Here is an 11,778-nt window from a genome sequence, read left to right as displayed (position 1 = left end):
GCGATGAACTTGCCCTGGCCCTTGAGGCCGGCGATCTTGGTGATGGCGGCAGTCAGAGTGGTCTTGCCATGGTCGATGTGACCGATGGTACCAATGTTGACATGCGGCTTAGAGCGATCAAATTTTTCCTTGCCCATGATGGTCTCCCTAAATGGTTACTTGCAGTTGTGGTGCCCTGTTTGAGCAGCGGACGCCGTCCTGTTCCCCGTATTAAATGAGGGAACAGCCCTAAAACACGGACTCATGACGCGCCAGAGAAAAAGGGGGAGCAACAGGAAACAAAGTGGCAGGTGGAGCGGGAAACGAGATTCGAACTCGCAACCCTCAGCTTGGAAGGCTGATGCTCTAGCCGTTGAGCTATTCCCGCCTATGTGCCGTAGTCCCCTGACAGCGCGCACTGCCTCCTACAGCTATACCAGCGTAAAGCTGGTGGTGGGGGGTGGATTCGAACCACCGAAGTCTTACGACGACAGATTTACAGTCTGTTCCCTTTGGCCACTCGGGAACCCCACCACGCTATACAAAAACGCTTACGCGTTCTTGCCGCAACCGGAAGAAGGAGCGTGACCTTCACCGGCCACCCGAACCTTATGGCCCGGGAAATTTGGAGTTCTTCCTCAACGCACTCCGAAACATGGAGCTGGCGATGGGAATCGAACCCGCAACCTGCTGATTACAAATCAGCTGCTCTGCCAGTTGAGCTACGCCAGCAGCAGGTATGGGAACTTACCTCAGAACAGGACTTCTTGCAAGAAGAATTTTCTTCTGCAGGGAAATTCCCGCAAACAGCAAAAGACTTGTATCCAAGAGCCGGCCCTTTGTAAAGCCTTTTCTCACCTCTTTTTTCAAAAAAATGCTTCCTTCCTGCCTTTCTTCAGCAAAAGCAGGATGTTCTGAGCCTTCCGCTCTTCCCTTTCTTCCCCGGAAAAGCCCCATGCCGCTCCCGCAGAAGCCGGAAAAAGCCCCTCCGGCCCCCTTCCGCTCCGAAAATCCGCCCCTCAGGATATGCCCTCCCGCCGGAATCCGCCCTCCCCTTCCGGCCGCAGGCTGCGGAAGCCCCCGCCCCTTTTTCCGCAAAAAAAAACGCCCTTCCCTGCCGGAGGCTCCGCAGAGAAGGGCCTGCCGTGATACTCACGCGCCTTTTTCCTTAACTCATGGCGGCGCTCCCCCGCCCGTGTCATGCTGAAAACGGGGCCTTTTACGCCCTGTCACCTCAGCAGAAGGAAAAAAACATGACGGATCTGAACGGAAGAGCGGCCATAGTCACGGCGGGCAGCAGGGGCATAGGCCTTGCCTGCGCACGCATCCTTGTCCGGCACGGAGCCACGGTATTTGTGGCGGCGCGGAATGAAAAGGAGGGCGAAGAGGCGGTCGCCGCCATGCGGCGGCAGGGCGGCAGAGCCTTTTTCCTCCGCTTCGACGCCACAAGGGCGGAAGATTACCCCCGCCTCATCGACACGACCGCACGCAGGGCCGGAAGGCTGGACATTCTGGTCAACAACTACGGCTCCACCGATCCCGCCCGCGACAGAAACCTTCTGGAAGGCGACGCGGAGGCCTTTTTCCGCATCGTGCGCGCCAATATCCAGAGCGTCTACCTTTCCTGCCGGAGGGCCGTGCCCTTCATGAAGGATTCCGGCGGCGGCTCCATCGTCAACATTTCCAGCATCGGTTCCCTGGTGCCGGATGTGAGCCGCCTGGCCTATACCCTTTCCAAGGCCGCCGTGAACACGCTGACAAAGAACATCGCCCTGCAGTACGCGCGCGACAACATCCGCTGCAACGCCGTTCTGCCCGGACTCATCGCCACCGATGCCGCCCTGCGCAACATGCCGGAGAGCTTTCTGCTCTCCTTTCTCAGCCATGTGCCCATGGGCCGCATGGGCACGCCGGAGGACGTGGCGAACGCCGTGCTGTATTTCGCAGGCGACGCCTCCTCCTATGTGACGGGGGTGCTGCATGAGGTGGCGGGCGGCTTTGCCCTGGGTACGCCGCAGTATGCGGAATCCATATCACCCGCGCCCGGGAGCCTTCCGCAGGGGGAAGAGGCATGAGAGCGCACCTTCTTCTTTCCCTGCTTCTTCCGCTTGTTCCCTTCACGGCGGCACGGGGAGCGGACACGGTGGACACGCTGTATCACAACGGCATCATCCGCACCATGACGGAATCCCCTGCCGAAGCCTCCGATCCTGCGCGGGCGCACACCGTGGAAGCACTCGCCACACGAAACGGCGTCATCATCTTCACGGGCACGGCAGAGGAGGCCAGGGCCCGGGGCTTTTTCCGGAAGGCGGAACGCGTGGTGGATCTGCAGGGGAAAACCCTTCTGCCCGGCTTTGTGGACGGGCACGGCCATTTTCCCGAACAGGGGCAGTACGACCTGTACGAAATCAACCTGAACAGCGCGCCGCTCGGCTCCATGCGCTCCATTGAAGACTACCGCATGGCCCTTGCCCCGCGCTGTGCCGCCGCAGGGCCGGATGACTGGGTGCTCGGCTGGGGCTACGACGACAGCGCCGTCACCGACATGCGCCACCCCTCGCGGGAAGACATCGACGCCGTATGTCCCGGCAACCCCGTGTACCTCCGCCACATTTCCGGTCACATGGGCGTGGCCAACTCCCGCGCGCTGGAAAAGGCGGGCATTGCCGGACAGGGAAAGGAACCTTCCACGGAAGGCGTGGTCAGGGACGGCGCAGGCCGCCCCACGGGGCTGCTCATGGAAACAAGAGCCATGAGCCTTGTCACCTCCCTGCCGGATTTTCCCGCCCCGGACATGGCAAAAAGCCTTGCGCGCGCCTGCCACGTCTACGCTTCCCGGGGGGTGACCACGGCGGATCAGGGGGCCTCCCTCATGACCGCGCATCTGCCGCTGTTTCAGGAAGGGCTCAGACAGGGCACCCTTTCCCTGCGCGTGGTGCTGCACCCTCTGGCCGTGTACGACATCGTCACTCCCCGGGGGCTGCTCGATGCCGCGGGTGGGGAGAACCGGAAGGTTCTGGGCTGGAAGGAAACACCCGGAGAAAACGCCTCCCTGCGCTTCTGTGACGGCAGAAACGCCGTGCCCACCGGCGCGGACATCACCCGCCTCCGGACGGATGCGGCAACGCCCCCGACCGCACAAGAGCCTCTGCCGGAAAACAGAATCTTTCTCGGCGCATGGAAAATCCTGTTCGACGGCTCTCCCCAGGGCTACACGGCCTGGCTCAAGGCGCCGGGCTACTACAACTGGGGCAACTACGACGCTGCGGACAGTTTCGACGGCGCACCCTTTTTCAACGGAGCGCGCGGCACGCTGAACCTTTCCCCCTCGCGCATGGAACGCCTGCTGAGACTCTTCCACGGCGCAGGCCAGAGCACGGAAACCCACACCAACGGCAACGCCGCAGCGGAAGCGTGGGTGGCCGCCATGGAACGGACGGTATGCGCCTTCCCGCAGATAACGGATACCCGGCACACCAGCATACACGCCCAGATGCTGGAACTGCAGCATATCCAGCGCATGACGGGGCATTACCGCGAGCTGGAGGGCACGCAAAAGCTGTACAGCGGCCTTCAGGGAGCGTTTGAAGGCGGCAGACTCAACCCGCAGGCCGTGGGAGCGCCCGATCTCGACACGCTCTCCCGCCTCATGGCGCAGCAGCACCTTTTCAGTTCCTACTTCATCGACCATGTGTATTTCTGGGGCGAGAGGCACAGAAACATCTTCCTCGGTCCCGGCAGGGCCGACAACATGAGTCCCGCGGGCTGGAGCGCCTGGTACGGACAGCCTTTCGCCTTTCACAGCGACACCTTCGTCACCCCCATACGCCCCCTGCGGAGCGTGCAGACGGCACTCATGCGTACCAGCGCCCCCACGCCCCTTTCCCCGGGCGGAGAACTCATCAGCGGCACGGGCCGGGATATCCGCGCCACGGTGCGCCTGCCCGCACGCGACCCCGCGCAGACAAAGACGGTGGAAACAGGGCTGTTCCCCGACTTCGACCAGCGCATCAACATTCTTCAGGCGCTGCTTGCCGTCACGCGCATGCCCGCATGGCAGAACAAGCTGGATGACAGACTCGGTTCCCTGAAGGAAGGGCTTGCGGCGGACTTCGTCATTCTGGATCAGGATCCCTTCGAGGTGGCGGAACAAAGCCCGGAAAAGCTTGCCTCCCTCCGCGTGGCGGCAACCCTTGTGGCCGACAGACTCGTGTACGGCTTTCTGCCCGGCTCCGCCGTGTCGGCTTCGGCGCCCGTTCCCTCGTATCTCGACAGGCACGGCCCGCATCTGACCATGACCGCATGCCGGATGCTGGAAAAAAGCCGTCTTTCCCCTCTCCGCGAAGGAGAACGCCTGCTCGGCGCCTACACCTTCCAGGCCAAGGCGGAAGGCAGGGGCGCCCCGGTCTTTCAGATGGACATGACCGGCACAGGAGGCAGGGCGGCGCAGCTCCGGCTGACCTGTCTTTCCCCCGGGCAGAAAGGCCGCAGCCTTGCCTTTTCCGGTGCTTTCCCCGGCCCCGGAACCTTCTGCATCGTTCCCATGGACGACCCCGCGCGCATTCTGCCCCCCGACGCCCTCCTCGACAGCAGGGAAACCTATCTTGTGCTTTTCTCCCCCGCAGTCTCTTCCTCCGGCAGTATCGACGCCTCCGTCATGCTGACGGCAAACTCCTGAACAGGGAACGCTCCCGTACAGAAGCCCCCTCCCCGGGCATCGGAGAGGGGGCTTTCTCTGCATGGTTCCCCGCCGCAAGGGCTTTCAGATGCCCTCAGCCTGTCAGAAACGGTACAGCAGGTGCAGGCGGCCGCCTATGCTCTCGCGTTCTCCGGTACTGCCCACCACGGCCACATCCATACTGAAGGGCCGGGCAAGGGGAGCAACGTTCAGCCCGAGTTCGAAAAAGGCGCTGTCGCCTTCCAGCGAGGCATCGGGAACGGAAAAATCCCGCGCCGCGGCATGGGCCGTACCGCCGAATTCCTTTTCCCACGCCGCGCCCACATACGGCGTCACGCCTTCGGCCGCGGCAAAGGACAGACGGCCGCCCGCGCGCAGGCGGCGGGAATCTATGCTGTTGAAGTGCACCCTTTCCCCGTTCATGTCCGCGCTGTCGCCTTCCTGATGCATCCAGAAAAATCTGCCGTACACATCAAGGGAAAATCTGTCGCTCAGGGCGAACACATGCCCGAGGGCCGCATGACCGCCGTAGTAGGGATGGGAAAGATCATACTCCGCCGGACGATCCATGTTGTCCCGCAGATCGGCGCTGTACCAGGAGGTGTTCACCTGCCCCATGCGCAGAAGACCTTCCACATACCAGCCCTCGAACAGGCCCGGACCGGCATCCACACGCGCCAGCAGACCGCCGCCCGTATAATGACTTGAGCCTCTGCCGCTGACGCTGCCCAGCGCAAAGCCGTTGAACGTATCAAGATGTGCCCTGCCGAATTCAAAGAATCCGCCCAGCGTGACATCCACCCCTTCCAGAGCCGGCTTTCCCGCAAGGCCCGTCATGCCGGAAAAACCTTCGATGTCCGCATGCGAACCGGTATGGTAGCGGGAGGTTCCGCCGTATCCCACGGCAAAGGGCGTCCATTCCCACCCGGAATGCTGCACCGCCTCACGGGCCTGAGCAATACCCGCATCCGCCGCAAGATCCGCCCCCTGATTGAGCAGCCCGGTGGCCGCTGCCCGCGCTTCGGTAAGCGCCGCAATGCGCGGATTCATCCGCTCCTGCGTGATCTGAAGCTGCACAGTAGTGCCGGTATTGGTCAGAACACCGTCGAAATACGTTGCGTAGCCCTGAAGCAGGCTCACCAGCCCGCCGGCCTTCGCCCCGGCAACGGCGCCGCTTTCATCCCTCACAAGAATGAACGTATCGCCCAGAAAGGCCCGTCCGCCGGTGATGATGTCGGGAAGCTGCGCCGTGACGGTGGAACCTGTGAAATCGCCTTCCTGCGCACCCGTGACCGTAAGCATGGGAACATCCACGGGCGCTCCGGGCGCGGGAAGCACGAAATGCAGATTTTCAAAGCCTGCCGCGCGCTGCACGCTCCCCTGCCAGCTGTCCACAAAAAGCGTGTTGCCGCTGCCCGCGGGCGACACCACCCGCCCGCCGCTCACGCCGCCGTAAAGGCCGGTATCCGGAGAAAAACGCGCCCCGCCGCCGATGATGACGCTGTTGTACGCCGCTTCTCCCCCCTGCCCTGCTTCACCGCCTGTCACATTGCCGCCCACAAAGGCATTCCGCACCAGAACGGTATTGTGACCGGCACTCCCCGCGCCCTCCACCAGGCCGCCGTACACGTCGGATTCCACGCTTCCGCCGTCCGCCACGGTGACGATATTGAAATCCGCCGTACTGCCGGGCGTCGTGCCCGTCACGGCCGCGCCCACGGCGTTGCCCGTCACCACCGCACCGTTTCCCACCACGACGGTATTGTGGTCAAGGGCGGCCTGCACAACGCTTTCCGCAGCAAAGGCGCCGGCCACATTGCCGTTCACTCCGGCGTGCATGAGGCTCACCGTGTTGCCGGAAGCCCTCGCCGTGCCGCCGTCGCTCTGCACCGAAGCGCCGATGACGCTTCTGCTCGTGCCGCCGTAGAACACCACGGTATTGCCGGAGGATTCGGCGTCGCCGTCCATGGCGTACGTTTCGCCCCCCAGCACGTTGCCCGCTTCCCCGCTGTACACCACCACCGTGTTGCCCGAAGCTTCGGCATCCCCCGAAGCAATGGCATAACCGCCGTAGAGCAGCCCCACGGTGCCGGAACGCTTCACAACGGTGTTTTCCGACGCGAAGGAATCCGAAACGGAACTGCTGTCCCCGTAGGCTTCGCCGCCCACCACAAGGTAGACCTCCGCGCTGGTATCCAGGTTCACCGTGTTCCCCGAAGAAGTCAGTATGCCCCGCCCGTCGGAAAGTTTCGCATAGCCACCGTACACCGAGGCCCACGGTCCCAGACTGAGCGCACCGGACAGACTGACCACGTTCTCCGAAGCCGTGGCGTCGCCTGCGCAACTCCGGGCATAGCCTCCATAAAGGGAATAATCGAAATTCTCCAGACCGCCCGTGACCGTCACGCTGTTGCCCACGGCCTCGGCCGAACCCGTCAGACTCTGGGCGGAGCCGCCGTAAACATCCATGGCGACGCTGCCGCCCGTGATTCTGACATTGCCGCCGTCGGCCATGGCATCCCCGCCCTGGGAACGCAGACCGTACACGAAATCATAGCTGTCCCCGGTAAAGACCGAAGCGCTGCCGTTGCCCGTCAGATCCCCGGCCCGGGCGGAAAACGCCGGACACAGGGCCAGAAGCACAGCCCCCGCCAGAACAGCCCCTATCACGGAATATCCCCTGCCACCGTCACGAAATGACCGTGCCATACATCCCCCTTTGCACCATGAAGACTTCTTTCACGCACACGGCGCGCTTTTCCATGCCAGGCCTCATCCTCCGAAAGTCTTCCATGATTTGGGAGTATAAAAACACGCCTTCTTCCTGTATCGCAAGCACTGCGGGACAAAAATATTCCCCATGCCCCCCAAAACGCATCTTCACGAAGCGCTCTGTCCTGCGTCCGAACGCCCCGGATCCCGGGAGAGAAGCCCGGATTTCGGAAACGGCCCCCCAAAAAGGCACCCGGCATAAAAACGCAGAGGGCAGGTTCCTGCCTGCTCCACCGGGCCGCCTTTTCCGCCCCTGCCATGCGGAAAGCGCCCCCGCATCCCCCGAAATCCTCCCTGCGCACAGGGCCGGCATGGCCCGGAATGCGGCAATTCTGCGCCATGGCGGCCCTCCGGACTCCTGAACGGCGAATGATACAACAAAAAAATTTCCTTTCGGCGTTGACAGCCTGAAAATCGTTCTTATTGTAAAAGTATCCTCTCAGGGAGAGGCACTCCGAAAGAGAGCATCCCCTGAAGAAGGAATCAATGCATCCTCTCCATGCAAAAAGCGTTCTTTGCATACGAAAACGAGAGTGAGACCATTCCCACTTTATTACGATGCGTTGATTCCATACACAAATGGAGGTTTTACCATGTTGCCTAGTATTTTTGGTGAAAGATTGTTTGATGACTTTTTCGGTGAACCCTTTATGCCCGCTTTCGTGAAGCATGATCCGCTGTTCGGCAAGAACGCCAAGAACCTGATGAAGACGGACGTTCGTGAACTGGAAAACACCTATGAGCTGGATATTGATCTGCCCGGCTTCAAGAAGGACGAAGTGAAGATCGAGCTGGACGGTGGTTATCTGACCATCAGCGCCGCCAAGGCTCTGAACAAGGACGAAGAAGACAAGAAGGGTCAGTACCTGCGCCGCGAACGTTACAGTGGCGAATGCAGCCGCAGCTTCTATGTGGGCGAGGCTCTGGAACCCAAGGATGTCGCCGCCACCTTTGAAGACGGCATTCTGAAGCTCTCCTTCCCGAAGACTCCTGAAAAGAAGGTTCCTGAAAAGAAGACCATCGCCATTGCATAAGCCTTCTCTCCGGGCCCGTTTCCCCCTCGTAACCACAGACCCGGACAACGTAAGGCGCCGGCAGGAAAACCTGCCGGCGCCTTTTTTGTACTCTCCGCCCGGCGGACACCCGTTCAAACGGCGTGCCCTGCCATTTACCAGGAACATTCCCGCCCGGCATGCACGGCCGGAACATCCGGGATCCCCTTGTGTTCCTTCCCTCTTCTGCTGAAAAGGACGCCGTCGCGCATTGCGCCGGCCCCCCGGCAGAACCTGCGCTTACCGGCCGGACGGCCGTTCCTCTTTTACTTCCTTATGCTCTATCCCTGCCTGCCGGGCCTTTCCGGCAAGACTGGAAAGCACGCTCCCTGCCTGAGGCGCCGAGTTGATGAGCTGACGCAGAAACATGCGCAGCAGACAGCTGAGCAGGAAAAACAGCGAAAGAGGAATGATCATCGTGGTAAGCACAAAAATGCAGAAGGCGTGAAAAAGCCTGTCCGTGGCATCGTCGGCATAATTCAGAATCCGGGAGGCCTTTTCCTTGACCTTGTCCACACTGACGCTGCGCATGGCATGGGTGACGCTGCTGAACATGCCTTCCGCCTTGCCCAGTACGGAAGAGAGCCATCCCTCGTCCCCCTGCGCAGGGGCGGCCTGCTCCAGTTCCCGGTTCATCTCCAATTCCATCGTTTCCATCTGCGCGGCGGAACCGTTCACCCTGGCCATCTGCTCTTCATACACGGGTCCGGTGTAGGCATTCTCCACATAGGAGCTGACAAGGGCCGACAAGGGAAAAAACAGCCAGCATACCAAAGCAACGTTGGCAAGAAATATCGCCGCCGCTCTGGTCCACGACTCGCGCCGCCCGGAAAGGAAAAAATACGCGGCAAATACCAGCGCAACAGGCAGAAGCACCTTGAAGCTCACCCAGGAAATCATGCCCAGGAGCAGTTTTTCCACCAGCATCAGCCCCATGACGAAAAACAGCGCCGCACTTACCCTTTCGATGGCGTCATTCACGGCGGCCAGCATTTCCCCGGGAGCCACGGTCATGCCCACGCCGAAGGGGGCTATGGAAAGTTCCACCCTCTGGAGCGTGGAAATACTCTTGTCCACCAGCTTTGCCGAAGCATAGGCGGCTGTGGCCTTGACCAGTGTCTTTTCACAATACTCTTCCGACATTTTCTCGGCCGCGCCGATGACGGGAATATGCGCGTTGGCGCCGTTGCCCATGTGCACGGGCAGCATGTACAGCGCCCCCAGAAGAACAATCATCACCGTAAGCACCAGACATTTTTTCTTCATCTTCATTTTCCTCCCTGCATCTGCGCAGCGGCGCAGTGCCTCGAACCATATAGAACCTTTCCGAACGCCGGACGTTGTACAAGACCGTTCCGGCGTATTCTTTTTCGGAATCTGACGCAATGCCTTGCCCCTCAGGCCCGGATATGCCCTCGTTTCCCAGACGATTCCAGAAAAAGCTTCCGGCATGGGGCAGAATTCCGTCAGAAAAACGGCCACCATCCTCCGTATGCCTTCTGCCCGCACTGCCGCGCATACGTTCCGGCATGGGAGAACAGCCATACATCCGGAGGCATATTCCCGCCCCGCCGCAACGGCATGCGGGCAGGCATCGACACATACGGAATCAGAGCGAAGTTCCGGGAGCAGGCCCGGTGTCCGGGCGGTCAGGTCCGCCGTGTCAGGGTGTCCTTCATGAAGCATGCGGCCACAAAGGAAACAAAACTTCCCGCACAGAGCAGCCAGAAGGCGTTCCCGTAGGCCTGCATGGCCGTGGCCCCTTCGCTGAGGCGCCAGGAAACCAGCACCCCGAGCAGCGCCTGCATGAGGGCCGAAACCGCCGGCCCCGTGCTGTTCAGAAAACCGCAGGCCGAAGCCAGCGCGGAAGAGGGCACGCTTTCCTTGACCATGGTAAAGGAAAGAGGACCCATGCAGTTCGACACCACGCTTATGATCACGCCCGCTGCGGTGAGTTCCGCAAAGGAAAGCGGCTCTCCCGTATGAAGGCACAGATAGCCCAGAACCAGCGTTTCCAGCAGCGCGGCCAGCAGCAGAAACACCCTGCGCGAATGCAGCACCCTGTCGGACAGCCAGGGAAACACCACAAGGAAGGGAAGCGGCACAAGGGACATCACGGACATGCTGAGCCCGGCCATATCCTTGGACAGGCCGTTGGCCTGCATGAGATAGCCGCCCCACCACGCCGTGAGCAGGGTGAAGAGGTTGCCGATCATGAACATGAACCACAGCACGATGAACCAGAAGTTCTTCATGCGGACCACTTCGGCAATGCCTCTTTTCAGATCACGCAGGTTGTCGCCCATGGAAGCGGGAACCTGAGCGGAAACCTCACCGTCATGCAGCAGCACATACATCATGCCGCCGAGAAGCACGGTGAACACCCCCACCATGAACAGCGCCGCCCGCCAGCCCACAAGACCGGTCACGGCCACCAGCGGACTTGAGGCAAGGAGCGTGCCCACGGCGCCACAGCCGGTGAGTATGGAACAGTACCGGGCATAACACTCCGCAGGAACACAGAAGGCAAGGAGCTTGTAGGCGGGCACGTTGCAGGCAAGGGTCAGGCCCAGCAGAAAACGACATGCCACCGCAGGCATCAGGCTTTCGCACAGGGTAAAGGCCATGCAGCAGAGCCCGGCAAAAAGCTGATACAGCGCCAGAGCGCGCCGCCCGCCCATGATGTCCGTGAGCAGCCCCGAAGGAATCTGCGTAACGGCATAGCCCAGCATGGTGGCGGAACTGATGAGGCCGAACCCTGCCGTATCCACGGCAAAGGCCTCCATGAGATCCAGCGACAGCACGGAGGGGTACACCCGCTGAAAAAAACTCAGCGAATACGCCGTGCACAGCAGCACCAGAATCCAGACGGGATTGACGATCTTCAGGCGTGCGGACATGACCTCTCCAGTACATGCGTCCCGCAGGGACGGAAAAAGGAGCGATAACGCATACCGCCCCTGCCCTTACGCAAAAGGGAAAACGGTACTTCGGGCCATGATAGCAGCCAATACCTCGGGCGGCAACGCCGGAAACATCAACTGCCACAAGCAGAAACGCCATGAAAAATGCCTCTGTACCGGGCGGAACCTGCCCGGACAGAGGCGTAAAAAAATCAGATGTCGCAAACGAAAAAGCCCTTACGGTTTTCACCGTAAGGGCTTGAACTTTCTGGTTGCGGGGAAAGGATTTGAACCAATGACCTTCGGGTTATGAGCCCTTTTTGACAGAACTTGAAAGAGTTAGACACAGCTGGATAGACTTTGATTTATTTTTATTTTCAATAAGTTATCA

Annotated in this window: 7 protein-coding genes and 3 tRNA genes; 3 read left to right on the top strand and 7 right to left on the bottom strand. The window is 60.8% G+C overall.

The annotated features are described in order from the left end of the window. From Q0K07_RS11785 to Q0K07_RS11770, 4 genes are all read right to left on the bottom strand, one after another. Positions 1-137: GTP-binding protein (locus tag Q0K07_RS11785; RefSeq protein WP_294559448.1), on the bottom strand; the 137-nt coding region annotated here is incomplete at its 3' end. A 154-nt stretch (positions 138-291) separates the two neighbouring features. Further along, positions 292-367 (bottom strand) — tRNA-Gly (locus tag Q0K07_RS11780). Between the two features lie 60 nt (positions 368-427). Next, positions 428-513, bottom strand: a tRNA-Tyr gene (locus tag Q0K07_RS11775). Between the two features lie 122 nt (positions 514-635). Beyond that, positions 636-711: transfer RNA gene (locus Q0K07_RS11770), tRNA-Thr, on the bottom strand. Between the two features lie 521 nt (positions 712-1,232). On the opposite strand from Q0K07_RS11770, the gene Q0K07_RS11765 reads away from it, so the two are divergent. Then, positions 1,233-2,054, top strand: a complete 822-nt coding sequence (locus tag Q0K07_RS11765; RefSeq protein ID WP_294559446.1) for an SDR family NAD(P)-dependent oxidoreductase — start codon at positions 1,233-1,235, stop codon at positions 2,052-2,054. Further along, positions 2,051-4,660, top strand: coding sequence for an amidohydrolase family protein (locus Q0K07_RS11760; RefSeq protein ID WP_294559444.1), 2,610 nt, complete (start codon positions 2,051-2,053; stop codon positions 4,658-4,660). Before Q0K07_RS11765 ends, Q0K07_RS11760 begins: the two co-directional genes overlap by 4 nt. A 102-nt stretch (positions 4,661-4,762) precedes the next feature. On the opposite strand, the gene Q0K07_RS11755 is transcribed toward Q0K07_RS11760, so the two are convergent. Further along, the gene (locus Q0K07_RS11755; protein WP_294559443.1) at positions 4,763-7,369 is read right to left on the bottom strand and encodes an autotransporter outer membrane beta-barrel domain-containing protein; all 2,607 of its coding nucleotides are present in this window, start codon (positions 7,367-7,369) and stop codon (positions 4,763-4,765) included. Positions 7,370-8,025: 656 nt separating this feature from the next. On the opposite strand from Q0K07_RS11755, the gene Q0K07_RS11750 reads away from it, so the two are divergent. Further along, positions 8,026-8,466: an Hsp20/alpha crystallin family protein gene (locus Q0K07_RS11750; protein ID WP_294559442.1), complete on the top strand. Its 441-nt coding sequence runs from the start codon at positions 8,026-8,028 to the stop codon at positions 8,464-8,466. A 258-nt stretch (positions 8,467-8,724) separates the two neighbouring features. Here Q0K07_RS11750 and Q0K07_RS11745 read toward each other — a convergent pair whose 3' ends face one another. Together Q0K07_RS11745 and Q0K07_RS11740 are read right to left on the bottom strand one after the other, a co-directional pair. After that, positions 8,725-9,750 carry a hypothetical protein gene (locus tag Q0K07_RS11745; protein ID WP_294559440.1) on the bottom strand — a complete coding sequence of 342 codons (1,026 nt, stop codon included), beginning with the start codon at positions 9,748-9,750 and terminating at the stop codon, positions 8,725-8,727. Positions 9,751-10,133: 383 nt separating this feature from the next. Next, complete coding sequence (locus tag Q0K07_RS11740) at positions 10,134-11,384, bottom strand: MFS transporter (RefSeq protein WP_294559438.1); 1,251 nt, start codon at positions 11,382-11,384, stop codon at positions 10,134-10,136. Positions 11,385-11,778 lie beyond the last annotated feature (394 nt).

Origin of the sequence: uncultured Mailhella sp., from assembly GCF_944324615.1 — a bacterium.
Classification (GTDB): domain Bacteria; phylum Desulfobacterota; class Desulfovibrionia; order Desulfovibrionales; family Desulfovibrionaceae; genus Mailhella.
The sequence above is the reverse complement of the archived record's forward strand: the minus strand, read 5'-3'. Positions and strand labels throughout refer to the sequence as shown.

What these genes read in the sequence shown, in the direction of transcription:
- Q0K07_RS11750 (WP_294559442.1), top strand. Translation starts at nt 8,026, where the DNA reads ATGTTGCCTAGTATTTTTGGTGAAAGATTGTTTGATGACTTTTTCGGT.
- Q0K07_RS11755 (WP_294559443.1), bottom strand. Translation starts at nt 7,369, where the DNA reads ATGGCACGGTCATTTCGTGACGGTGGCAGGGGATATTCCGTGATAGGG.
- Q0K07_RS11745 (WP_294559440.1), bottom strand. Translation starts at nt 9,750, where the DNA reads ATGAAGAAAAAATGTCTGGTGCTTACGGTGATGATTGTTCTTCTGGGG.
- Q0K07_RS11765 (WP_294559446.1), top strand. Translation starts at nt 1,233, where the DNA reads ATGACGGATCTGAACGGAAGAGCGGCCATAGTCACGGCGGGCAGCAGG.
- Q0K07_RS11760 (WP_294559444.1), top strand. Translation starts at nt 2,051, where the DNA reads ATGAGAGCGCACCTTCTTCTTTCCCTGCTTCTTCCGCTTGTTCCCTTC.
- Q0K07_RS11740 (WP_294559438.1), bottom strand. Translation starts at nt 11,384, where the DNA reads ATGTCCGCACGCCTGAAGATCGTCAATCCCGTCTGGATTCTGGTGCTG.